This is a genomic window from Sinorhizobium psoraleae (assembly GCF_013283645.1).
In the GTDB taxonomy this organism is placed as follows: domain Bacteria; phylum Pseudomonadota; class Alphaproteobacteria; order Rhizobiales; family Rhizobiaceae; genus Sinorhizobium; species Sinorhizobium psoraleae.
Window position 1 is genome coordinate 7555 of record NZ_JABEKV010000009.1, and the last position, 23622, is coordinate 31176.

Here is a 23622-nt window from a genome sequence, read left to right on the forward strand (position 1 = left end):
ACGCCCGGCCAGCCTCAAAATACAGCCTATCCAATGGGGCGGAGACGGCGCTTACATTGCATCCGGGCTGACGAGCGAAGATGCTGGCGTCAACGCGGGCGTATCGCCGCCCGTCGGAGTACGTTGGTTTCGAGGAGCCGGAGGAATGCCGCCAACACACCTTGCACCTTCTGCAAAGCCGATTGGTGATCGCTATCTAGCTTTTGAGGAGCGTGAAGAGATTGCGCTCGAATTGACCAGGGGCACGAGCATTCGAGCGATTGCTCGTAAGCTTAATAGGTCGCCAAGCACGATCTCCCGCGAGATACGCCGCAACTCTGCCACGCGTAGTGGGAGCTTCGAATACAAAGCGAGCACCGCGCAATGGCATGCCGATCGTGCAGCTTAACGGCCAAAGCAGAGCAAGCTTGCGACCAATGCGGCCCTGAGGGATTATGTACAGGATCGTTTGGCGGGCACGGTCAGAGCTCCTGATGGCATGAGCTTCGACGGCCCCGACGTCGTATGGAAGGGACGACGCGCAGTTCATCGTCAAAGCCGGCGATGGTCGACCGCTTGGAGCCCCGAGCAGATCGCACATCGGCTTCGGCTAGACTTTCCCGAGGATCGGAGCATGCGCATCAGTCACGAAGCGATCTACCAAGCTCTGTACATCCAAGGACGCGGAGCGCTACTCCGTGAACTCAGCGCTTGTTTGCGTTCAGGCCGGGCCCTTCGTCTCCCTCGAGAGCGAGGTCGTGTTCGTGGAAAGTCTTTCATCGGCGATGCGATTATGATCAGCGAAAGACCGCCGGCAATCGAGGATCGAGCTGTGCCGGGACATTGGGAAGGAGATCTTATTCTTGGCCTGGGAAGTTCTGCGATTGGCACGCTTGTCGAGAGGGCTTCGCGCTTCACCATGCTGCTGCATTTGCCGCGAATGGAGGGCTTTCAACCCGGCAAGGGAGTGAAGAATGGTCCTGCGCTCGCAGGTCATGGTGCCAGCGCCGTCCGTGACGCCATCGCGCGCTCCATGACAAAGCTTCCCGAAGAATTGCGCAAGTCGCTCACCTGGGATCAGGGCGCGGAAATGTCCCAACATGCCAGATTAAAGATCGACACCGGCTTGCAGATCTATTTCTGTGACCCGCAAAGCCCTTGGCAACGTGGCACAAACGAAAACACCAATGGCCTCCTGCGGCAGTACTTCCCTAAGGGCACCGATCTCAGTCGGTTTGCACAGAGCGAACTCGAAGCCGTTGCCCACTCACTCAATACACGGCCGCGAAAGACGCTGGGCTGGAAAACACCGGCCGAAGCACTCGACCAATTCCTGGAAATTTCTAATTTTGGCGGTGTTGCTACGACCGGTTGAATCTGCCCAATACGTCTCGATCAAGTATTCGGAGCGACTGGCCGAGGCGGGAATCGAGCCTTCCGTCGGAAGCGTCGGCGACAGCTACGACAACGCCCTCGCCGAAACGATCAACGGCCTCTACAAGGCCGAGGTCATTCATCGGCGCGGACCGTGGCGGAGCTTCGAAGCGGTTGAATTCGCCACACTCGAATGGGTCGATTGGTTCAACCATCGACGGCTTCTGGAGCCCATCGGCAACATCCCGCCAGCCGAAGCCGAGGAGCAGTATTACGCCATGCTGGACGAACCAGCCATGGCTGCATAACTTAAACCAAACGGCCTCCGGTAAACCCGGCGCGGTTCATTCACAACCAGGCCATATCGTCCATTGGCATTCCTTCCGAGTCGAACCACCGGTCCTCAACGCGCTTCACACCTAGCGGCAAAGCGGACGAACAATCGGAACTCCTTCAACAAGCACTCCAGAGCCACTAAAGGACATCGTCTCCTGATGTTGGCATCACGGCGGCAGTTCCTTTTTCATTAAGCGCTTTGCTCACAAAATGATCTGGCGGCTTTTGCGCGTTGGGCCGCCCCAGTTTGATGAACAGCAAAATAGAGCCATCTGTAATATTGACTATTATCTGGGGGAATATCGGGAGGAAAATATTACATCAATATGCACCTATACGCATGCGGGATTGGATTGGGTCGCCGCCCTGGCGGTGCTTCTCAAGAGCGGCAGTGCCAGGGCGCCTCAAGAGCTGGGGGAGCGCGCTGCGGTGGCAGTCGCTCGGAAGCTTGCGGTCCTCATGCAGAGCATGCTCAGGACAGGAGAAGCTCCAACGCATTGGCTCAACGCCACCGCAGAAGCGACCGCCAGCGATGCGCGTGGAATCGCCCAGATGATGCGCGTCAATCTCTATCGACCTTGCATGTGAAGACATTGACGGCCAGAAGCACCGAGCATTGCTGACCGCGCGCAAACTCTTGCAAGAAGAGGCCATCGCCATCGAGAATGACCTTCGCGGATTGGTGCGCAACTTCGGCCTGCAACTCGGATTGGTCGGCAAGGTCAAATTCGAGGAGCGGATCAATGAGCTCGTCGAAGACTGAGATTCGCGAAATCATCCAGCCTTTGTTGACTGCACGCAAACTGCTGCGCGACGAGTTCACCAAGCTGCACGAGAAGGTTTTGGATTTGGTCCGCGAGGATGAAGTCTGCCGCAGGTTGACGACGATCCCCGGCGTCGGCCCCGTTGTCGCACTCACCTAAACGGCAACCATCGATATTCCTGCGCGGTTTGCACATTCAAGGGCGGTCGGTTCTGTGCTCGGCCCGGCGCCGAGACTGAACGAGACTGGTGAAAGCAAACCGGTCGAGCGAGTATCCTGTTGTGGTGACGCGATGATGCGATCCCTGCTTTACGAAGCCGCGCAAGTCTTGCTGGCAAATGTTAAGAAATGGTCGCGGCTAAAAGCTTGGGCGATGAATACCGGAACCGCCGCGGCAGGCAAAAGGTGGTTGTAGCCTTGGCCCGACGGCTCGCTGTGATCATGCATCGCATGTGGAGTGACGGAACCGAATTCTGCTGGACACGGGAGAGCTTGCCTGTTGCTGCGTAATTAGCAACCAAGGTGACAAGAACAAAAGGAGACAAGATTCCGCCGCCGTGGAAAGATGTCCTTCGCAGGGCGACGGATGGGGTAAGTTCGCGTGGTTGTCTGTTGCGGTCGCTCATCGCGATCAGGTCGCCGATTAGATTGTTCCGCCCCATTCTTCTGGTCCCATCATGGGAGGGCCACACAGGCCGAGCCCGGAGAGAAGCGCGACACTGCGAACACATCAATCACCATAGGTACGCTTAGTCAGAAGGCGCGTGACCTCCCCACGCCGAATAGAGAAGACAACCACTCAGTGAGACACGATCCTTGGCTGCCCTAAGACACGCCTTTCACCCGTGCCTATAGCGCCCATATGGATGTCATATGAACACATACTGATTGTGTATTTCTCGCATACACGACGAAGCGATAATTGTTTGGCGCACCGGAAAGAATGAGTGCCGCGACCGGCCCCGTCGGGTAGAGGGCACGCCGCAGAGATGTAGCTTCGAGTAGAAGCAACAATTGAATGAGGAGAAGAAAATTATTTTATCCAACCTTAGATTAGCCAGCCACGAAATTGTAAGCCGTTCCGCGGGGGAAGCCTGTTCGTGGGCATCTGCAGTGCGTTGGCGCCGGAAATCCGGAAGGATGTGGGTTGGCCGGATATTCAAGCGATCCCTCGTCGACCACATGGAGCCAAAATTAATGTCTGATGCGACTGAAGTATTGGGAATGGCCTCGTTGCGTCTCGGCTCTGAACGTTCTGCAAGCGAGCTGGTCCCGACCCCAGTGGGCTCATGGCGCGGTGAGGTTGTTCACCTCGAGAGGCCTACACATGCGACCCTCTTGGAGCAGGCAAAGGAAGAGCTCACATTCAGATTTTCCGAGGTGATGGAATCTACGGGGCACGCTGAGCATAAAGCCGAGGAGAAGCGCGTAGCACTGCCGCTCAGCGCGGTCGACGAGTTTGATGCCTATTTCGAACGGCTCCCTCTATTTGATCGTGCCGAGTTGCAGGCGCTACTGCGCGACATACGCAGTGGCGCTTGTGCAGTGGAAGACATACTGCGCGAAGCTAGCCGGCGGTTCGCGGACCCCTCATTCGCCTATGCGGCACTCGAGCTGACGGCAAAAGAGTTGCGACGCCAGGGTCTCACCGAGCTTGCGACGTGGACGGATGCTGCCAAGGCCGAGCTCATGGCCAAGCAAGGGGTGGCTGTTCGTGCTGGGCTCAATATTTCCATGGTGGCGTTCGAAGAAGCGGCGGGTGACAAGCGGCGCGCTGCAGAGCTGAGTGATTCTTATCGGGCCACGATCTCCAGCAATCCAGGACCGGTTCGGCTTTATAGGGGAATTCTCGATAGGTTTGGGGTTGAGGGCTTTGCTCGGCATATCACTTTTCTTACGCGCGCGCTCGGCGAGGACATCGGTTCGGCTGGTCCATCGATCGAGCCTGCTCGGCTCCGTGAGATCCTCCGCGGGTTATCGGCGTTGCGAGTGTTGAATACCGTGCACGAATGCTGCGGCGACATGGTCGAGCGGGTCGCGCGGCAAAGTAAAATAGTCATGACCGCTACCGACGTAATGCAGCAATTATTGCCGCTCGTTGACGATATCGTTCCCCACCCATCGAAGATCATTCCGATTCCGGAACGGCTTGGAATTCCTGCCGTTGAACTGGATTTACAGATATCGCTACTACGCGAATCGCGAAAATTGCTTGCGATGATACCCGTCGGTGTCTACCGCGACTTGGAGGCGCGAAGGACGATGTTGGAGGCAGTACAGCAAGCGATGGATATCCGCATTGGACAGGAAGAGAGCGCATGAGCGCAGATGCTGCTGTTCAAGCCTTTTGCTCGGCCATGGGATTTCCACTGCAGACGCCCCCAGTGACTCTTCGTCTCGAGCGTTCGGGCAATCTCCACATGGAAAGTCGCGACGGCACTTTCGTAATGTACTTAACGCGTGCCATGCCGCTTCACCGCAAGGGTGCCGCCGCCGCCGCCCTTAGGGCCGTACACCCCGATCGTGCACTGCCGTTCATGGTGCACGTCGCCTTTTATGGCGATGCGCTGCTAGTCCTGCTGATTGGTATGGCTGAGGAGCGCATAGATCTGCCAAGTCTGGAAACTGCGGCCCAGGTTCTCGTACGGCTCGGCAATGAAATTGACGCGGCATCGGAGTGATCCATGGTTAGCAGCGCTTCTCATAGCTCAGATTTTTTTGCGCGATCCGCCTCTCTATTGGCGGGAGTGCGGCAATCGGGAACGGACGCTGGGAGTCTTATCCGGACAGAACATGTTGTGCCGCTGCTGGGCGCTCGCGGTGCGCCGGTAACCGATATTCGGCCGCATTTCGAGCTGCTATACAACGCCCCCTCCGCCAACGACCTGATGATCGCTGCCTTCGCTCCGCCTATCACGGATCCCGGAATCCTCCAATCGGCGACATACGTCGCGACACTCGAGGCCGCACATGCATCGGTGGCCGATTTGGCGGCTCAAACCGCAGACTCAGAAAGCGCCGTGTACCGCGACGCCCTCTCGGTCCTCGATCAGGCGCGATGCGACCGTCTTCTCCTGGATAACTCCTGCCGCGCTCTGATGCGAGGATGATTTTTGATGGAACCGCTCATGAGTCCCGACAAGCGAGATGCCCTATCGGTGCTTGCGTATCTCTATATCAAATATGACTGTCCTCACAAGGCAGCCAAGCTGCTGTTCGCCCTTGATAGTCTCGACCCCGCATTACGCTGGGCACGACATGCACGCTGTCTCGCACTGCTGCGTGCGGGACACTACGAGGAAACCGTTGCTGAAACGCGGCGGATTCTTGAGCACCCGCTGGATCATGAGGGCCGGTTCCGCATGTTACAGGTGCTGGTCAAAGCTTATTGGAAACTCGGCCTCAGATCCGAGGCGAGAGCCTGTCAGCGAGCGGTCACAACACTGCATAGAAAGTGACCGTGCCGGGTGCCTCGCGGGGGGGGGAGTGGTGTGAATTTTCTCAAAAAGGTCCAGGCGGCTGCAACTGGCCGGAACGACATAATTCTGGCGGCGCTGTTGATTGCGATCATCTTTATGATGATTATTCCGCTGCCGTCGGTGCTCATGGACGTACTGCAGGCAGTCAACCTGGGAATCTCCGCGCTCCTGCTGATGGTCGCAGTCTACATAAAGTCACCCCTTGCGTTTGTCTCCTTCCCGTCGGTGCTTTTGCTGACAACGCTCTTTCGGTTGTCGCTCGGCATCGCTGCGACACGCATGATCTTGCTGCACGCACACGCCGGCCAGATCATCAAGACTTTCGGCGACTTCGTGGTAGCCGGGAATCTCGTGGTGGGCGCGGTTACCTTCTTGATCATCACCATTGTCCAGTTCGTTGTTATCACGAAAGGATCCGAGCGCGTGGCTGAAGTCGCCGCACGCTTCTCTCTGGATGCCATGCCCGGCAAACAAATGAGCATCGACGGAGACCTGCGTGCGGGTAGCATCGACATCCAAGAAGCACGTAGGCGCCGTACCGCCGTTGAGCGCGAGAGCCAATTGTACGGCGCCATGGACGGCGCCATGAAGTTCGTCAAAGGTGACGCCATTGCAGGCTTGATTAGCATCGCGGTGAACATCATAGGCGGCATCGCGATTGGCACCCTACAAAAAGGCATGGACCTGCACGAGGCTCTCGAGATTTACGCCATCTTGACCATCGGGGACGGGCTCGTCGGCCAGATCCCGGCTCTCTTCACCTCGATCACGGCAGGTTTCATCGTCACGAGGGTGACCGACAAGGACAAGGGCTCAGATCTCGGTAGCGAAATTGGAGACGAGGTCACAGCCCAGCCAAGAGCGCTGATTGTGGGATCATTCATCCTCCTTCTGTTCTCTTTTGTGCCTGGCTTTCCTACAGTGATTTTTGTGATCTTGGCAGGATTGGCTGGAGGCGGTGGCTGGTTATTGCAGCGCAATCGGCGGCCTTCACCGCCGGCAGTGAGTTCCTACTCGACTCCCGGCATGAGGCCACTCGCGACGGCGTCGGACGGGCCGGCTGAGCGAAGCGGCGAAAGCGGCGATGCCATCACCCTCACGGTCCCTCTGATGGTCGACATTGCTCCAGACATTCAGCGAATCATCCGGCCGGACCGGCTGGACGAGGAGTTGGCGGCAATGCGGCAGGCGCTCCTGCTCGATCTCGGCGTTCCTTTTCCGCGCATTCATCTGCGCGTCAACGATAGCTGCATGGACGGCACGTACACCATCATGGTAAACGAAATACCATGTGGCAAAGGACAATTGCGGGCGCAGCATCTTCTTGGTCGTGATATCGAGGACCTCGATATCCTTGGCATTCCATATATTCTCGATGAATCCTTCCTGCCTCAGATTGAGACCGCTTGGGTGGAGATGGCACACCGCGAGTCGTTGCAAGCCGCCGGTATCTCATTTCTGGAACCCATTCAGATCCTCAGCTACCACATTGGCCATGTCCTGCGACGACAAGCAGATGAGTTTATCGGGATCCAGGAAACGAAAATTCTGATGGATCACATGGAAGGATCCTTCCCGGAACTCGCAAAAGAGGTATTGCGGTCCATTCCCCTGCAGAGGATTTCTGAGATCTTAAAGCGACTGGTTTCCGAGGAGGTGTCACTGCGCAACATGCGCGCCATCCTCACTGCCCTGGTCGAATGGGGACAGAAAGAAAAAGACAACGTTCTGCTCACGGAGCACGTGCGCTGTTCGCTGAAAAGGGAAATCTGTTTCCGACATTCTGACGGCAACGTACTGCCAGCCTACATTCTTACGCCGGAAGCGGAAGACACCGTACGTAATGCTATTCGGCAGACTTCCGCCGGCAGTTATCTCGCCCTCGACCCTCGCACCACACGGCAGATCATTGATAAGGTGCGAATGGCGATGGGGAATATCGGCCAGCAGCGGCACACGCCCGTGCTGCTGACGTCCATAGATATCCGCCGATACTTGCGCAAGATCATTGAAGTCGATCTCTATGGGCTACCTGTGCTCTCCTATCAGGAGCTTACTCCCGACATCTCCGTACAACCGCTGGCAAGGATATCACTGTCGTGACAGATATGAACTTGGAACCCGTTTCTGTGGCTGGTGAGGAAGCCAAGCTGACGTTGCGCGTACTGTCTGGCGCCAGCCGGGGCGCAGAGACCTCGTTGGAGGACGGAGTTTGGCTGATAGGTGCCAGCGCCACTGATGACCTCACCTTCCCTGACCCGGAACTGGCCGCCTCACATCTTCGCATCGCCGTCGAGGCGGGACGGATCCAGATTATTGCCCTCGCGCCAGGTGTGCGCATCGGCGGAAAGGATCTTACGTTAGACAGCTGGACAGTGCTCAATCCGCTGACTCCGGTGCAGGTTGGGCGGACGGTTTTTGGGATCGGTCAGGCCGGTTGCAGCTTTCCCGAATTCAGCCCCGTGGTTGACAGCGGGGACCTGGATACTTCCGCGTGTCTCTCCACCGGTTCCGAAGTGGCGTCGGCATTTTTCGGCCGAAGGATACATCACATGGTAGCGTCCACATCGCCTCGATTGCGGCTGGGCGCCGTAGCTTGCGCTCTCCTGATCACGCCGGTTGTCCTTTGGGCAGCAAATGGGCGCGTTCCCCCCTCTTCCCCGGAAGTCGCTCCGACCGCTGACCCGATGATTATAGCGGGCGATGTCATTCGCGATTTGAAGGTCGCACCCGATGTCAACGTCACCCTGGTCGACGACAAACTGATCATCGAAGGAGAGTTACGACCTGAAGAGCACAGTGAACTAAAAGCCGCCCTACGCAATGCCGGCCTTGAGGCGGAAGTGCTATTCAGACGGCCTCTGTCGGATTCACAACTCACCAGCCTTGTCACCACCGTCCTCCGCAGCTTCGGAATCCGCGGCAGCCTTCGGTTGAACGGCGCCGGAAGCATCACTGTAACAGGCTACGGACCGAGCGAGGCGAAGGTCACGGAGGCGCTCCATCGCCTGCGGCAGGATATTCCGGGGCTAAGCGAAGTTGAGGACGCGCTCGCAACCCCCGAGCGCGCTCGCGTTTTTCTAGAGACTGCTATGACAGTCCAACTGCGTCGCTCCATTCACATCTTGACGAAGCCAGACGGCCTATTCGTTTCCGGGAGGCTAACTCCGCTGGCATTTGAAGCGTGGCAGACTGTCGCTTCCCGCTTTCAGGAGAAATTCGGACCTTACATCCCGCTTGAGACGCAGTTCACGCCCGTCACGTTGCCGGTGCCGAGAGGTGTACACCTCGGCCGAACGCCGTACGTCGTCGTCGAGAATGGAACGCGCCTGAAGCTCGGCGACAGTCTCGAAACATTGGGTCAGATCGTTGCCATAGATCGCCGTGGAGTTTCTGTGCGTATCGGCCCGGATGAGGTGCATGTTCCTTATCCGAGCAAGCCGAGATGGATAGCAGAGGAGGAAGAAGGGTGAGCGAAGTAATGGCCCTGCTTGCGCAGACGCGGCTGCTAAGTGATTCCCACGACGCCAGGAGATCTGCTATAGAAAGGGAATTCTACACCTGGCGGGAATCGCTGAAACGTCAAATGGATGCAGGAGTTTCAAAGCATGCATTCGAAGTATTACAGACCATAGTGGACGCAATCGCTGCAGCGACAGATGTAATTAATACTACAGAGAAGCTGAATCACTTTAACAGTGACTTTGTAACGAGGAGATAGAAATGTCGACCATGCCTGATGCAAGCCTTGACCTCCGCGACGTCACCAGCGCTCTTGGTGGTGCAACTATTGCAGCAGAAAGGAACCTCAAGAGCTTCATGGCTTCTATGGATCCGAACAACGCCACCGATCTCATTAAGTTTCAGTCCATAAGTCAGCAATGGAGCCTGAACCTGAGTTTGGAGTCGAGCATGGTCAAGCTGCTTTACGACGCCCTGAAGGGAGTGGTCCAGAAAATCAACTGAAGATTCGGTTAGATGTTGCAGCACTTAGTTTTGCAGCACTCTGCCGACCGGCAGCCATATAGACCGACGCGGTCTGGTGGGGTATCGGCGTAAACCGAGGCTACCTAGGGAAGCTGGCCGTTCATCGTCGCTGATGGGGCCTTTCGGAGGCGCGGTGGCGAGATAAGCCGCCACGAGGGCGCATCCCATGAGAGTTCCGTTCTCGCGCACCGGAACAAGCGACTTTCAGCGCAGTATCTCAGTTTTTGCAGGGTTATCACATGCAACTACGCCACCTTCGGTACTTCGTCAGCATCGTCGATGCGGGCAGCTTCACCCGGGCAGCGGCCACCATCAATGTGGCGCAGCCGGCCCTCAGCCAACAGATCGCTGAACTGGAAGCCAGGCTCGGCGTCACCCTGTTGCACCGCAGCGTACGAGGTATTTCGCCGACCCAGGTGGGAAAGATCTTCTATCGGGAGGCCGTCTTCGTCCTGCGTCGGATGGACCAACTGCGCGACATCGTGCGCTCCACCCAGGGAGAGCCAGAAGGTTCGGTAGGACTCGGCATGTCTCCGGCACTCGCTGTCTCCCTCGCCGGCCCCTTAGTCCGCGCCTGCAAGGCGGCACTCCCAAAGGTGACGCTCCGTTTGATCACGGGTGACGTTCTTCGCATTAGATCGCTCATCGAATCGCATGCGCTCGATATTGGCACCGTCTTCGAGGATACACTCACCCTTGGCCTTGTCCGGAAGCCCCTGTTCCGTCAGCGCCTCTATCTGATCCGGCCGGACAACGGAGAAAATGACGCGCCCTCCGTGTCCCTGGTAGAGTTGAAGGCACTTCCTCTTGTGCTACCCGCTCGGCCCCATACAATCCGCAACGCACTGGACCGGGTGTTCGCAGCGGCCGGAGTGACACCGAACTGCGTTGCAGAGGTCGATACATGCGACTGCGCGTTCGCCTTGGTCAAAGCCGGCATCGGATTCGCGATTATTCCCAAGGGGAATGTCTCGGTCGTGCCAGGCTGCGAAGCGATGAGGACTGTCGTCATCGATCCCCCGATTTATCTGACGGCATGCCTCATCTCCTCCGGCGACATGCCGCTCACCTCCGCTGCCGAGGCGGTAAGTGCCCTGGTCGCCGCGCAGGTGGAAAAGCACTTCTTGCTGAAATGAAGGATTGACGCACGTTCAGCCGGACGGCTGCTCGCGGTCTAGAGCACGTGCTGCGATCGATGAATCGATTGTGAAGTGACGCCGCACGCCGAAGCTGATTCAACAGCCGCATCGTCGAGGTCGATGATAACCACGTTGCCTTCCGATGGAAGGATTACCGTGGCAAGGGCCGCGACCGCGAGAAGATCATGCGCCTTGACCCGCACGAGTTCATCCGGCGCTTTCTTCTGCACGTGCTCCCGGACGGCTTCCACCGCATGCGCCACTTCGGCTTTCTCGCCAATAGCCACCGACGCGATCGGATCCGTCTCTGCAGAGAGCTCCTTGACCAACCATCACCACCAGAGGGACAGCCGCAGACCGCCAAGTCACAGCACCGGCAGGCCCATCAATGCCCCGACTGCCGGCGTCCCATGCGCAGGACCGGGATCACCGTCGCGCCTGTTTCACCGCCGCGGCCATCATCTTTCCGGTGCGATACGTCATGATGTCCAGCACGCCGAACACTGGCCAATACCCACGCAAAACCACGCGCCTTTCCGGCGCGCGATACCACTTGGCCCTGGCCAGGTCGAAACACCGTCAGCGCGCGTTCACAGCGCAAAAATCGCCGCCAACCGCCCGGCAATCGGCTTGCAAGGGTCGCCAGATCACGCCAAAATTCGGCGGTGCGATTGCCGTCCGCGACGAATCCGCTATCGTCATCAAGCTGCGTGCTCTACTATTCCCATAGCAGCGACAAACAACCCGCGGCTTCCTTCAATCTGGCTTATGTGAGGTCGCGCGAATGCGTGGAGCCGTCCGAGGCGACCTCACATAACCCTCCGGATTCCGACGATTCACCGGACAGCGTTCCGATCAAAAACCGGACGCGATTGGACTGCACCCCCAGACTGAGACAAGGAAAATCGCGGACAGTTTCCCCGCAAGGAGAGGAAACTGGGGCATGGCCGCACGGCAAAGACTTATTGATGAGGACCAAAAACTGGAGCTTCTCCAGCGAATGGAGGCGGGCGAAACCGTCACCAAGTTGGCAGATGAGGTTGGCATCAGTCGCCAACGTCTTTACGAGTGGCGCGATCAGCTCAGGCTTCGTGGTGACCTGAAGTCACGTCGGCGCGGGCGGCCGGCGAGAGTGGCTGGAGGAGTTGACGGCGACTTGCAGCTGCAGAGCGCAGTTGATCCGCCGGCGCCCCAGGAAAAGGCTCTGACCAAGGCCAGGTGCGGAATCCGGGCTCATCGCGCGCACTATTCCGATTTGATCGCGCGCACCGTTCTCCCTCCGGGCCCACCATTTCTGTCTTCGGACGTTGTTTTTCCATCGTTTTTTCCTCGATTTGTCTCACCGGAATTCCGGCTCGATGAAAGTGGGACATTTTTGCGGGCCACATAGGTTTTGCGGCGCTCGAAACCGGCATCGATGATGCGCTTGGACTGGGCGGCTTTGGTGTAGTGCTGCGCCATCTTGGAATCAGACCAACCAAAGATCGCCATCAATTGATGTTCGGTCGCGCCGGCTTCGGCGAGGATGGTTGCAGACGCCTTTCTGAGGCCGTGTGACGAGCATTCCGGCAAATCGGCATCGTTGCACCACTGGCGCATCTTGTTGCCGAAGCCGTTCCCGCTGAACGCCTTGCCGTATTCGGTGATAAGAAAGGTTGGCTGATCGTGCGTGATCGCGTCCAGCGCCTCGCGAAGCTCGTCTGTGACGGGCAGGCTAAGGGACTGGGCATATTTGCCGGAACCCTTCTCCGGCATAAATTCGATGCGGTCACCGACCAGGTTCCGCCAGCCGAGCTTTACCAGGTCCGAGCGTCTGACACCCAAATTCAGCATCAGTTCCATTGCAAGCCGGGCCATGGAGCCGAGCTGATAGGCGGCGCGGTAGCGCGCCAATTCCGCTTCGCTCCAAGTGTGGAAACCCGGAGACTTATGGATTTTGGTCACGCCGTTCGCGGGATTGAAGGTCGCCAGCTCGGCGCTGATGGCCCAATTGAAGAGCGCCTTGAGATACTTCACCAACTTGTCAGCAGCGCCGGGCGTGCCGCTGCGTTTCATCTGACTGGCTTCGATGTCGGATTTGCGGATCTTCTTGAACGGCAGTTCGCCCACATTGACGCAATAGCGATTGAGAACGCTCTTTTTGTCCTTCTGCGTGGCCGGAGACTGGCTTTGAAACGCCTTGGACCGATAATAGGTCTCGACAAGCCAGCGAACCGAGCCGGGCTCCAGTCGCGAAATCGGCACGGTTTTCTCGCCACGATCGCCAGCCAGCACGCGGTGATATTCTTCCGTAAATGCCTGGGTGATGCTGCCGGCCTCGTCCAGATATGCGGACGTCATCCGGTACTTAGGCATGCCTGGCAGGCGGAGATAGAACCGCTCGTTGCCGTGCCGATCGATATCCCGCGAGCAATATTTGAAGGGGACGCGCTGATTACCCGACCGCATAATCAAACGGGTTTTCGCCATCGTCCTCGTCTCCGCTCAGTCCCTGTTCCTTGATTTCGTACCAGGACGCGCGGATTTCCTCCGCATCCCAACGGCGCAAAGCTCCGATCTTCACGCCCTTGGGCATCAACCCACGGCGCACCCAATCGTCAAAGGTGCCCGGCGAGACGTCGAGAAGTTCCGCAGCACGGACGCGGCTAACCGCGACCTTGTAGATGGGGCGCGGGACCGGCGCTTCTGCTTGCTGCTTCATGTGCCGCTCCTCACGCTCTGGAGGCGTTATCAGCAAGCGCCAAAGCCTTCTGCTTGGGCTCGACCATATTCGCCGCAAGATACTCATCCACGGCGTTTTCCGGCAGGAACAGACTCCCACCGATCCGAACATGCCGGATTTCCTGCTTCGCAATCAAATTGCGAATGCGTGCGACCGGCCATCCGGAACGGTCTGCGAGCTGTTTGGGGGACAGGAGTTGCGCCTGCATTGGAAATTCACCTCCAACTGATGATATGCTGATACAAACCCGAACGAATCACATCAAACTCGAAAATGCAACGCGATTATCAGAAAAATAATAATTTGACGCAAGACACGTTGCTCACTCAGATGGGCAAACGTTTGACGATGATCCGCGAAAACTCTGGATTGAAGCAAATCCCCTTTGCGGAAGCGCTTGAGGTCTCCCAGGGCGGCTACAATACGTATGAACGCGGCCAACGAGAGATCCCTGTTCGCGTACTGCGCGCGCTCTACACGAAGTTCAACGTCAATCCAGTCTGGATGATGACCGGGGAAGGCAGTCCCTACAATCGAGACACGGTCGATCTGTATCACGAGGTTACGAACCAAGTTGATGCCTTTATCGTGCGGGAGAGCTGTCAGGTGGAACCGGATAAGCGCTTGAAGCTCATCCGCTTCCTGATCGACTACGCTGAACAGCACGGCGAATTCACAGAGGAAATTGCAGAGAAATATCTGAGGTCAGCGATATGAGTAAGTCGAGCTTTGAGCAGAAAATCGAACAGGGTTTTTACACGATCGGACGCCAGCGCGATCAACTGACATCCGAAAAGCGAAAGCTGGCAAGGCAATTGCGCTATGCCCAGCATTCGGCCCGGCTCGCGAGCCTTTCAAAGCAGTACGATTTCGGGATGGTCTTCTTCGCTGCAATGGGAGCCGTTTCGCTCATCTTGTTCGATGCAAACAGCGGCTCCGATGCTTGGTTGACGCCCGTGCTGGGCTTTTCAATGATGCTGTTCGCGTGTGGTAGTGCGCTGAGAGGCCGCAAGATGGTCAGCCGGATCAGAAGCTTCCATGACCGCTTCGGTAGCTATCAGTTTTGATACAAACCATAAATTGAGCCTCCAAGATGAACTATAGACATGCTTATCATGCAGGTAACCACACAGAGGTTTTCAAGCATTCAATTTTGGTCTTTCTTTTGGAGCATCTGACGCAGAAGATACAGCCGTTCTTCGTCCTGGACACCCATGCGGGCATTGGCATGTATGATCTGGAATCCGATCAGGCTCTACGGACCGGGGAAAAAGCTGATGGTATCGAAAAAATCTACGATATCGGTATTCCGTCCTGTCAGCGATATCTCGACATCGTCGTTTCGGTGAACGCAGGAACTCTTAGATATTATCCGGGCTCTCCTGAGATTTCGCGCCAGATGCTTCGACCCACCGACAGACTAATCGCCTGCGAATTACATCCTGATGACTATGTTGCGCTTCAAAGCAGATACCGCTCTGACCGGCGTGTAACTATCCAAAACAGGAGCGGATATGAAGCGATCAATGCGCTCGTGCCGCCGGTCGAAAGACGAGGTCTAGTATTCATTGACCCGCCGTTTGAGCAGAAAGACGAAGTTCAAAAGATGATCTCCGCCTTGAATAAGGGCATTCGCAAATGGGCTACCGGAATTTTTTGTCTCTGGTATCCAATTAAAGATTCAAAAATCGGAGATGCGATTGCTGATGCTGTCGTCAGTGCTCAGCATCCGAAGAGCCTAAGAATTGAGTTCCTGCCGTTTCGAAAGGATGGAGAAAACTTGGCTGGAAGCGGCATAATTATCTGCAACACGCCATGGAAGCTCGATGAACGGGCCAGGTCTCTATGCCAAGATATTTCGTCGAAGTTGGGGGATCGAAACGGCACTTGGTCAGTCAAGTGGCTCACAGCAGAGGATGGGACTCAATGAACCCGATCGTTCGGTTGCACTTCATCTTCGGTCATCGCGTGAATCGCGACCATAAGGTCACGCAAGCGATAACACATCGGAATGTCTTTCCGCTCGTAACATCTATTCGCGCGCTCATCCAACAACTCGAGCGCAAGGTCTGGGCCGTAGCGTCGCATCATGCGAATCCCACGAAACCAGGCCGAGCGTCGAATTCCGTAATCATGGAGGCGTGACTCGTCATTTATGACCAGCTCAACGGAGAGCTCGTAATCTCCCAGGTCGTAGGTCGACTTTTCTCTTTTCATGCCTTTGGATGTCCTACCGGCGTCACAAAAATATTGCAGTGTGTCGTCCGAATGTGAACTCGCAACAACCAGCCTTCCAAGCTACTGTGTTTGCAGTAGACACACAATCTGTAAAGCCGAAATGACCATCGCAGTAGAAAGTCAGAGAGCAACGCACAGCCTCTCAGCTCAACCCAGTACGTTATGGAGCATATTCGCAAAGGAAAACTGGCCTGCGCGCTTGGCCCCGGTAGTGTTTCGCGTGTGATGCGCAGTGCAAGTCGAAAATCCACAGCGAGTTCCCCGGAGCGTTATCGTCTTCCGCCACTGCTTAGAGAGCAGCTGGCGCTTTGCGCGTCCTACCCAGAGCAGGTGCTGTTCCTCGATATTGAAACGACTGGTCTCAGCCACTACTACGACGAAATCACCGTGGTTGGATGGGCTTTCAACGGCAAAGCGTCGACTCTCGTTAAAGGTGACGATCACCAAAGATTGTTGGCAGACGCATACAATGCTAAAGCGATGGTCACCTTCAATGGCATTCGTTTTGATCAGCGATTTCTGCGTCAAGAGTTTCCAGACGTCCGATTACCCTCAACACATATCGACCTGATGTATCTCTGCCGGCGGGTGGGTTTGACAGGCGGCCAGAAGGCGATCGAGAAGCAACTCAATCTGAATCTTCGGGCAGACCTCTCCGAGGTCGATGGATTTGCTGCTGTGCTGCTGTGGCATCGCTATTTGAGAGGCGAAATCAACGCTTTGGAAAAGCTAGTTCGCTACAATCGCCTCGATATAGCGGCAATGGGAGCAATTTTCGATCATGTCCTGACGCAGTTTGACGTCCAGCCGGACCTTTTTAGTCAGAAAGTAGGTTTTCTTAACTGGGCAGCACCCGATGGCTGGCAGGATTTGCCGAAGTTTAAGAGCGCTGCAAGCAACCTGACGAAAGCCCCTCATTTTGCCGATGTTCTGGGGTGTGGACCGGCAGCCGACGCAAAGGTTGTAGGAATTGACCTGACCGGATCGGAAGCGAGGGGCACCGGCTGGTGCGTACTCGACGGAAATCATGCGACAACAACGACGCTGTTTTCTGACGAAGAGATACTCAAGCGGACGATGGAAGCTAAGCCCGACCTCGTCTCGATCGATTCTCCGCTTTGCCTCCCGTTCGGTCGCGTGAGCGTCGAAGATTCTGATCCCGGGAGGGACCAATATGGCATCATGCGACAATGCGAACGCGAGCTTAAAAGGCGTGGTGTGAACGTCTACCCTTGCCTGCTGCCAAGCATGCAGAAGCTGACTGCCAGAGGAATGAAGCTCGCCAATACGCTTCGGCAAGGCGGGGTGCCTGTAATCGAGAGCTACCCAGGGGCGGCTCAAGATATTATGCGGATTCCCCGGAAAGGCGCAGGAATCGAATGGCTGAAACTAGGTCTCCATGAGTTTGGAATTTCGGGGGACTACGTGACGGCCACTGTTAGCCATGACGAATTGGATGCAATTACCTCAGCGTTGGTCGGCACGTTCCATATGGCAGGCTTGACTGAATCTCTGGGTACGGAAAACGAGCCGCCATTGATTATTCCAAAGACCGATGCGGTTGCGATGCCATTGGTTGTCGGAGTGAGCGGCCCAATCGCCGCCGGAAAAACGACGTTTGCCGAAGAACTTCAGGCGCTCGGCTTTTCATACACGCGGTTCAGCCTAGTTATCGACGATATGCTCCGGGAAAGTGGGCTCGAATTGACGCGCTATAATCGTCAGAAGCTTGGACATGAAATCAACGCGACAGGGCGTCAACGATGGCTGGCGGAAAAAACCATACAGCGTGTCTCCGATGGATTTGCGATCGTGGTCGATGGTCTGCGCTTTCCTGAGGATCATGCATATCTTGTGGAACGCTTTGGAGCCAATTTTCATCACATCCACATCGAGGCCGCTGAGGATGTAAGAAAGACCCGTTATCACGAGAGAATGCTTGACGGTAATTTTGAGCAGGCGGCAAAATCAGAGGTTGAGGGTCGTGTAGGAGAGCTCCGGTCGCTGGCCCACGAGATTTTCGTCAACGACTCAGATAAATTAACTCTCAAAATTCGTGCTGCTGAGCTTGCACGTAAATTGACTAAGGGGAAATCATGCCTGTCTCAATCGTAGTAGGGGGTCAGTTCGGCTCTGAAGGAAAAGGCAAGGTTGCTCTGGAAATTGCTCGCAGAGCGACGGGACCGGTGACCGTAATTCGTGTTGGGGGACCAAACTCCGGTCACACTGGTTACGATCGGAGTGGTAGGAAATGGGCTCTTCGACAAATGCCTGCCTCGTGCATCGATAAGAACGTCGATGTCGTATTTCCGGCTGGGTCCTATATCGATGTCGCACTACTGCTATCTGAGATTGAAGAACTGCAGTATCCAAAGGAACGCGTATTCATAAGTCCTTACGCTCGAATCATTCTACCCGAACATAAAAACTGGGAAAGGGATGCGGGACTTACGGGCTCTATCGGGTCGACGGGCTCAGGTGTCGGCGGCGCTGTGATGGCGTCCGTGGCTCGCGAAGCCGCAAATTTCTCGCTTCCTTCTCCCGATGCGGCACACTTTGCTCCTCTGCAAGAGTTTGTAGCCGACGTGGCTACCTTGCTACGCAATCAGCTAAATATGGACTTTCGTGTCGTAATTGAGGGCACCCAGGGGTTCGGGTTGTCATTGCTCGAAGGTGGGTATTGGCCGAAAGCAACCTCGCGCTGTACCACTGCTGCTGGTGCTCTTGCTGAAGCAGGGCTAAGTCCTAGGGACGTTGATGACGTTACCATGGTGATACGTTCGTTTCCGATACGAGTTGCCGGGGATTCAGGTCAACTAACCAACGAGACGACCTGGGAAGAGATCGCTGCAAAGACCGGAAAAAATGACATCAGAGAGTATACAACGGTAACTAAAAAGCTTCGCAGGGTCGGCCATTTTGATCCTGCGCTTGTAAGAAAAGCTATCGATGTAAATTCACCAAGCCGAGTTGTATTAAATCATTTGGATTATGTCGGTGCATCATCTGACATTGTGCGATCTAAGAGCCAAATAAGGGAATTTATTCTGGGTATTGAAGCCGATATTTCGCGTAAAGCGGACTGGTTTGGATTTTCGCCTTTTGACGTAATTGAGCGTCAGGAATGTTTAGCATGACTCAGAATGTAGTCGCTGCCACCGAGTGGTGCTCTCTTACAAGAGAGAATGCTGCTGAGCTCGCCAGCGCGCACAGAAACAAGGCGGATCCTCTTGCCAAGAAGAAAATACCGCCGTCATTATTATCTGCGGAGCATATCAAGGAGTATGTTCTTGCAACCGGTCTGATCAGTCCGTTTTACGAGGGTGGAAAGAAAAAGCGTCGGCTTAAGAAGGCATCTTATGAGGGGCGTATCGGAAGTGTTGCTTACACTTATGAAGAAAGAGTTCTAAAGAAGGTTCCGTTTGAAGACAACAAGCTGAAAGTAAAGGCAAACTCCATCGTTTTTGTGGAGTGCGATCTAGACTTTAGATTGCCGGAATACATTGCTTTGCGCTTCAATCTTCAAATTCGACATGTTCACCGAGGCCTTTTGCTCGGCACGGGTCCTATTGTCGATCCTGGATTTTGGGGAAAGTTGTGCATTCCATTACACAACTTGACATCTGAGGATTACTATATCCCTCTGGAGGAGGGGCTAATTTGGGTAGAATTTACCAAAACTACTTCGACGGTTTCTGGTGATGCAGCCATTGGTGCAGACGCAAGTACATCTGAGTTCTGGGATATTACAGAATTTATACAAAAGGCAGCAAAAGAGAATGGAAATGGTAAGTTAATAGAAATTCAGAGTTCGATTGACAAAGTAGTAAGCGACTCTCGGAAGGATGCAATTTCTGCCCGAAACGATGCGTCTATTGCTAGAAAGTACACAACAAAAATTTCATGGGCTGCCGGGTTAGCGATCCTCGCAGGATTTATTGGTTTAGTTACACTAGTCTATACGCAGTATTCATACAACGTATCTCAATTGGCGCTGTACAACAACTACATTTCGATTGCTGAGAAAAGGCTTGAGGATTCGCTCGTGATGAACGAATCTTTAAGTAAAAAAGTCGACGACTTAGGCATTAAATTGGATCAATACGCCGGATTAGAGAAAAAGATTGCTGAAATGTCCAAAGTTATTGACTCTTTAAGCAGCGAGAATGCGTCCATTCGGCAAGACATTACCAGAATCTCTGCAGAGAAGACACCGCAGTAAATTTGCGTATGGTTATCCCTTAACGAGGCGAAGTCTATTTTGGCCATCGGTGAATGCGGGTCCGCTCGTTACAGCCGCAATTCCAAACAGCAGATTCGAAATTTCCCTTTCAGGAATAGCAAGTTCCCTCGCAATGTGGGACGTTGATATTCCCTCAGACCAAAGTGCCGTAAGGATTTTTCTCCAGACTTGAGATGTTTCCCGTTCCATTGCGTCGGGTTCGTTTTCCCTGCCGAGTTTGTTTAGTTGAATGTAGTTGCCACGATAATGCCATTCGGAAATCAGTTCGTTTTTACGAAGTGCATAATTTAGCGCCGCCGCCGAAACTCCCCATCGCTTTTTCCATTGGATGATTTGCCGCAGAGATTGGGCTCGCGGGAGCTTCGCTATCAGATCATTTGGTGGAATTAGAAGGGCTGAGGCGAATGCGTTTGCCTCATCTTCAGCGGTCTTATGGTTCGACCCCATATGCCGATGCATAACTAGGTGACCAAGCTCGTGAGCCGCATCAAACCGACTGTGCTCAGCGGTCTTGAGCGTGTTTAGAAAGACGTATGGCTTTTCATTTCTCCAGAATGAATAGGCGTCGAGGTGGCGTGTTTCCTCGACAAGGGAGAATACTCTTACGCCGTGCGCTTCCAGCAAGTTCACCATGTTGGCGATTGGCTTCTCGCCGATTCCCCATGCCGCGCGCACGGCCGCAGCTGCAGCTACTGGCGTTCGATTATTCAGCTGAGGAATGGAGTGTTCGGGAAGTTCAAAGCGTTGCCGAATCCAGTCATCAATCTCGAAAGCAAGTGCGCCTGCCGCCAAGGCTGCGTCACGAGGTCCGGCGGTCAATGAACGAAGTGAACGGAAGCTGACACCGTCAGGCGATGGGTAGTCGACGGAGGATTTTTCAAAGAACAGTCTACTGTAACCTGAGATCGCACACAGGCGGTCCATTAGCTGCTCGCTAATTTCACCACCTTGCTCCATCCTCTGTACTGTTTTGCGATCGACGCCCAGACGCTCGGCAAACGCCATTTTGGTCAGACCGAGCCTCAGTCTGACCAAATCAATTCTCTCTGGATTAGGCATGGCTATTTTCGTTTTACGGTAATGTCGATGATCTCGAATGCGTCGTCATCTGAAAGCTCAGTAATTTTCTCTTCCGAGCCGTCGAGGAGGATGATGCGTTTTCCAAACTGGGTGAAATAGCTACCGTCGAAGTCAACGGGAAGAGACAATTCAGCACCAGTCGGCGAATTGTCGTCGATGCGCATTCCCAGCAGCCAGGTTTCGTAACCGTCTGCATCGACGGGTGCCTCGATCGGCACAAGGCCGGGAAGCCAAGCGGTGCGATTGCATAGAGACTTACGCCTGCTGACCTCACCTTTGGGAGACTTGTTGGCCGGCGTTTGCAACCGATTCCCTGCCCCATCATCGAAGTTGCAGGGCACAATTCTAACCTTGGTCTTCGGGTTCGTTACGGCACACTGGTTATTGGTGTCGTCCTTTTCCCAGCCCCGTGGCAACAGGGTTTCGCGAAGTTTGCGTCCCGCGCGAGCGTAGACCGCCATATTTGCGAATCCAACGGGGTCATTATCCGTGCAAAGCGCTCGTTCGCTCTCAGCGTATCGAACAGCTCGGATAAGATCGTCGCGAGTCAGCCCCATTTGTGCAAGGTGATTATCCACATCCTGCTGATCTGCTACGATTGCCGCTTCCATATCTATGTCCCATATTTCGTCATCAAATGATGTAGCAAAATGGGACATGGCAGTCAATGCGGTTCTGCGATCATTTCTGCTGCTCTATGTCAGGCCAACGAGTTTTGCTCGGTCGTTCACTAGTTCGGCGATTTCGGAGATTGCAGTCGGATTGGTAGATGAGTGAGCGAGCTCATGCGAAACGGATTTAGCCAATTCCGTCGTATTATCGCAAAGCTCAGAGATCCGACGACGAAGCAGTGGGAAGCCAATTCCTGCTTCCTTTGCGAAAGCCTGCCACCCATCGGTGTCCATCTCGGCGAGAGTGGCGCGCTTTCCGATCCTCATGGCCATTTTCGGTGAAAGGTCTGGGTAGGCAACCGTAGAAAGCAGGTCGTAAAGCGGCGCCATCCTCGAGCCGTGGCTGTCATAGAGGATCGAAAAATTCTTGCCATGAGCGTCGGCATTTCCGACAATTAGATTAAAAATAGCGGCGTCCAGCAGCTTCAGCACATCCGTAGCCGGGCGTGCTGATACGCGCCGCAATAGCTCGAAACAGTCCCTGAACGTGGGGCCGCCCTCGCCAGCATACTTCGTTTCCGGCGGCACCCCGAGCGCTTGGCAAAAGTCTTCCTGGTGAATGCGGCGCACGACGCCGCTGTCATCGCGGGCACGGTCATATCTTTCCACCAGAAGGAACGAGCGCCCCTCCGCTGATCTCGGCTCTACGGGCGCAACGTCGAGGCCGATTGCGGCAGCCAGCTTCATTACAAAGGCTTCGTTTTCGGTTGTCCCCTTGAAGCGCGCGATGGGAGGTTTCAAAATGTGCGTTGTCGCCTGGCCGGGAAGCGGAAGCGCGATCTGGCCATCAATCAGAACAACCGGCACTTTGGATTGCGCGCCGGCCAGCGATAATCTCAAGCCTTCCTCGCCAGCCAGTAGCGGCCGCATCGGAAGTGCGTCCAGCACGCGAACGATTCCTACGTCATCCAAAGGCGTCGGCTGCTGGTCTGCAATCGGTCCCGCCTTCACGGGCTCTTGGTCTTCCGGCAGCAACTGAAGAGCGCCGGCGACATCGCCGCCCAAGCGATCGAGAAGGGCGAAGTCGTTGGCGGGTGAAACGCCCAACGCCTGCGCGGCAACCAGGCGTTGGCTTTCCTCGGGCAGTAGGCCACCAAAAAACGGCCTACATTCTCGGCGGGAGAAACGCTCCAGTCGCTTAGGAAGAGAAGCCGAAAGCGGAAGAGCGGTTTCGTCATCAAGCCAAGCCTGAGCATAGGCGAATCCTATGTCGCCGTGTCTGTCTTGCGTGAACTGTCCGACAATGCGACCGTCCCACCAGACGTTAAGAACCTTCGTCATCGTCTACGCTCGCCAGGGGCTAAAATATCCACAGAGCAACCGAGCGTTTGGAGAACCTGGAGCACTTTTCCAATCTGAGCCGTGGGCTTGCCTGCTTCGAGATCGACAATGAACCGCAGGCCAACGCCAGCAACTCCGGCAAGCTCATCCTGCCGCAAGTTTTGCTCCTTGCGTGCACTCCGAACTAGAGCGCCGATATCGGCTGGGCTTCTGACTTCTTTTGCCATCTTCAATTTCCCGATCGGGAAAGTAGCAGTATATCATCCATATTGTCGAGGAAAATTTCCCGGTCGGGAAATCCGGTGACCTCGGACAACGTTTGCGGAGAGA

General features: G+C 55.3%; 22 protein-coding genes and 5 pseudogenes. 19 read left to right on the forward strand and 8 right to left on the reverse strand.

Annotated elements, in window-relative coordinates:
- Positions 1 to 19: 19 nt before the first annotated feature.
- The 13 genes and pseudogenes from ILFOPFJJ_RS29655 to ILFOPFJJ_RS36080 all read left to right on the forward strand — a co-directional run.
- Positions 20 to 1354 (forward strand): annotated as a pseudogene (locus ILFOPFJJ_RS29655) (IS30 family transposase).
- 4 nt (positions 1355 to 1358) lie between these two features.
- Positions 1359 to 1661: pseudogene (locus tag ILFOPFJJ_RS29660) on the forward strand (integrase core domain-containing protein); the annotation flags it as partial.
- A gap of 556 nt (positions 1662 to 2217) precedes the next feature.
- Positions 2218 to 2962 (forward strand): annotated as a pseudogene (locus tag ILFOPFJJ_RS29665) (IS110 family RNA-guided transposase); the annotation flags it as partial.
- Positions 2963 to 3466: 504 nt separating this feature from the next.
- Entirely contained in the window at positions 3467 to 4774 is a 1308-nt protein-coding gene (gene sctW, locus ILFOPFJJ_RS29670; protein ID WP_173514104.1) for a type III secretion system gatekeeper subunit SctW, read from the forward strand.
- Entirely contained in the window at positions 4771 to 5133 is a 363-nt protein-coding gene (locus tag ILFOPFJJ_RS29675) for a type III secretion system chaperone family protein (RefSeq protein WP_173514105.1), read from the forward strand. Before sctW ends, ILFOPFJJ_RS29675 begins: the two co-directional genes overlap by 4 nt.
- 3 nt (positions 5134 to 5136) lie before the next feature.
- The gene (gene sctX, locus ILFOPFJJ_RS36600) at positions 5137 to 5562 is read left to right on the forward strand and encodes a type III secretion apparatus assembly protein SctX (protein WP_376741470.1); all 426 of its coding nucleotides are present in this window, start codon (positions 5137 to 5139) and stop codon (positions 5560 to 5562) included.
- Positions 5563 to 5568: 6 nt separating this feature from the next.
- Positions 5569 to 5910: a type III secretion apparatus assembly chaperone SctY gene (gene sctY, locus ILFOPFJJ_RS29680; RefSeq protein WP_173514106.1), complete on the forward strand. Its 342-nt coding sequence runs from the start codon at positions 5569 to 5571 to the stop codon at positions 5908 to 5910.
- Positions 5911 to 5943: 33 nt separating this feature from the next.
- Positions 5944 to 8034 (forward strand): type III secretion system export apparatus subunit SctV, encoded by a 2091-nt coding sequence (gene sctV, locus ILFOPFJJ_RS29685; RefSeq protein ID WP_173514107.1) that lies wholly within the window; start codon positions 5944 to 5946, stop codon positions 8032 to 8034.
- Between the two features lie 5 nt (positions 8035 to 8039).
- On the forward strand, positions 8040 to 9404 hold the full coding sequence (gene sctD, locus ILFOPFJJ_RS29690) for a type III secretion system inner membrane ring subunit SctD (RefSeq protein WP_246299916.1): 1365 nt from the start codon (positions 8040 to 8042) through the stop codon (positions 9402 to 9404).
- 250 nt (positions 9405 to 9654) lie between these two features.
- Positions 9655 to 9897, forward strand: coding sequence for an EscF/YscF/HrpA family type III secretion system needle major subunit (locus ILFOPFJJ_RS29700; protein ID WP_173514110.1), 243 nt, complete (start codon positions 9655 to 9657; stop codon positions 9895 to 9897).
- Positions 9898 to 10157: 260 nt separating this feature from the next.
- Positions 10158 to 11054 (forward strand): LysR substrate-binding domain-containing protein, encoded by an 897-nt coding sequence (locus tag ILFOPFJJ_RS29705; protein WP_173514111.1) that lies wholly within the window; start codon positions 10158 to 10160, stop codon positions 11052 to 11054.
- A 101-nt stretch (positions 11055 to 11155) separates the two neighbouring features.
- Positions 11156 to 11542 (forward strand): annotated as a pseudogene (locus tag ILFOPFJJ_RS36605) (transposase); the annotation flags it as partial.
- Positions 11543 to 12000: 458 nt separating this feature from the next.
- A pseudogene (locus tag ILFOPFJJ_RS36080) lies at positions 12001 to 12171 on the forward strand (helix-turn-helix domain-containing protein); the annotation flags it as partial.
- 131 nt (positions 12172 to 12302) lie between these two features.
- Here the strand turns inward: ILFOPFJJ_RS36080 and ILFOPFJJ_RS29715 are convergent.
- The 3 genes from ILFOPFJJ_RS29715 to ILFOPFJJ_RS29725 are packed head-to-tail and all read right to left on the reverse strand — an operon-like array spanning position 12303 to position 13987.
- Positions 12303 to 13526 carry a site-specific integrase gene (locus ILFOPFJJ_RS29715; RefSeq protein WP_246299903.1) on the reverse strand — a complete coding sequence of 408 codons (1224 nt, stop codon included), beginning with the start codon at positions 13524 to 13526 and terminating at the stop codon, positions 12303 to 12305.
- Entirely contained in the window at positions 13492 to 13758 is a 267-nt protein-coding gene (locus ILFOPFJJ_RS29720; protein ID WP_173514112.1) for a helix-turn-helix transcriptional regulator, read from the reverse strand. The genes ILFOPFJJ_RS29715 and ILFOPFJJ_RS29720 overlap by 35 nt, the downstream gene beginning before the upstream one ends.
- A 10-nt stretch (positions 13759 to 13768) precedes the next feature.
- On the reverse strand, positions 13769 to 13987 hold the full coding sequence (locus ILFOPFJJ_RS29725; protein WP_043613259.1) for a helix-turn-helix domain-containing protein: 219 nt from the start codon (positions 13985 to 13987) through the stop codon (positions 13769 to 13771).
- 65 nt (positions 13988 to 14052) lie between these two features.
- On the opposite strand from ILFOPFJJ_RS29725, the gene ILFOPFJJ_RS29730 reads away from it, so the two are divergent.
- From ILFOPFJJ_RS29730 to ILFOPFJJ_RS29740, 3 genes are read left to right on the forward strand one after another with little or no spacing between them, the layout of a single operon-like run.
- Positions 14053 to 14496: a helix-turn-helix domain-containing protein gene (locus ILFOPFJJ_RS29730; RefSeq protein WP_246299905.1), complete on the forward strand. Its 444-nt coding sequence runs from the start codon at positions 14053 to 14055 to the stop codon at positions 14494 to 14496.
- Entirely contained in the window at positions 14493 to 14846 is a 354-nt protein-coding gene (locus ILFOPFJJ_RS29735; protein WP_173514113.1) for a hypothetical protein, read from the forward strand. The genes ILFOPFJJ_RS29730 and ILFOPFJJ_RS29735 overlap by 4 nt, the downstream gene beginning before the upstream one ends.
- A 26-nt stretch (positions 14847 to 14872) precedes the next feature.
- Positions 14873 to 15709, forward strand: a complete 837-nt coding sequence (locus ILFOPFJJ_RS29740; RefSeq protein WP_173514114.1) for a 23S rRNA (adenine(2030)-N(6))-methyltransferase RlmJ — start codon at positions 14873 to 14875, stop codon at positions 15707 to 15709.
- Here ILFOPFJJ_RS29740 and ILFOPFJJ_RS29745 read toward each other — a convergent pair.
- On the reverse strand, positions 15703 to 15996 hold the full coding sequence (locus ILFOPFJJ_RS29745) for a hypothetical protein (RefSeq protein WP_173514115.1): 294 nt from the start codon (positions 15994 to 15996) through the stop codon (positions 15703 to 15705). The two genes, ILFOPFJJ_RS29740 and ILFOPFJJ_RS29745, sit on opposite strands and share 7 nt — an antisense overlap.
- 183 nt (positions 15997 to 16179) lie before the next feature.
- On the opposite strand from ILFOPFJJ_RS29745, the gene ILFOPFJJ_RS29750 reads away from it, so the two are divergent.
- Genes ILFOPFJJ_RS29750 through ILFOPFJJ_RS29760 form a run of 3 tightly spaced genes read left to right on the forward strand, consistent with a single transcriptional unit; the run spans position 16180 to position 20239 of the window.
- On the forward strand, positions 16180 to 18132 hold the full coding sequence (locus tag ILFOPFJJ_RS29750) for a ribonuclease H-like domain-containing protein (RefSeq protein WP_173514116.1): 1953 nt from the start codon (positions 16180 to 16182) through the stop codon (positions 18130 to 18132).
- Complete coding sequence (locus ILFOPFJJ_RS29755; protein WP_173514117.1) at positions 18114 to 19154, forward strand: adenylosuccinate synthetase; 1041 nt, start codon at positions 18114 to 18116, stop codon at positions 19152 to 19154. Before ILFOPFJJ_RS29750 ends, ILFOPFJJ_RS29755 begins: the two co-directional genes overlap by 19 nt.
- Positions 19151 to 20239, forward strand: a complete 1089-nt coding sequence (locus ILFOPFJJ_RS29760) for a dCTP deaminase/dUTPase family protein (protein WP_173514118.1) — start codon at positions 19151 to 19153, stop codon at positions 20237 to 20239. The genes ILFOPFJJ_RS29755 and ILFOPFJJ_RS29760 overlap by 4 nt, the downstream gene beginning before the upstream one ends.
- 12 nt (positions 20240 to 20251) lie before the next feature.
- On the opposite strand, the gene ILFOPFJJ_RS29765 is transcribed toward ILFOPFJJ_RS29760, so the two are convergent.
- The 4 genes from ILFOPFJJ_RS29765 to ILFOPFJJ_RS29780 all read right to left on the reverse strand — a co-directional run bounded on the left by ILFOPFJJ_RS29765 (position 20252) and on the right by ILFOPFJJ_RS29780 (position 23519).
- On the reverse strand, positions 20252 to 21319 hold the full coding sequence (locus tag ILFOPFJJ_RS29765) for an XRE family transcriptional regulator (RefSeq protein ID WP_173514119.1): 1068 nt from the start codon (positions 21317 to 21319) through the stop codon (positions 20252 to 20254).
- A 2-nt stretch (positions 21320 to 21321) separates the two neighbouring features.
- A complete protein-coding gene (locus ILFOPFJJ_RS29770; RefSeq protein ID WP_173514120.1) occupies positions 21322 to 21951 on the reverse strand; it encodes a hypothetical protein in 630 nt (209 codons plus the stop codon).
- An 84-nt stretch (positions 21952 to 22035) separates the two neighbouring features.
- Positions 22036 to 23292: a type II toxin-antitoxin system HipA family toxin gene (locus tag ILFOPFJJ_RS29775; protein WP_173514121.1), complete on the reverse strand. Its 1257-nt coding sequence runs from the start codon at positions 23290 to 23292 to the stop codon at positions 22036 to 22038.
- On the reverse strand, positions 23289 to 23519 hold the full coding sequence (locus tag ILFOPFJJ_RS29780; protein WP_173514122.1) for a helix-turn-helix transcriptional regulator: 231 nt from the start codon (positions 23517 to 23519) through the stop codon (positions 23289 to 23291). Before ILFOPFJJ_RS29780 ends, ILFOPFJJ_RS29775 begins: the two co-directional genes overlap by 4 nt.
- Positions 23520 to 23622 lie beyond the last annotated feature (103 nt).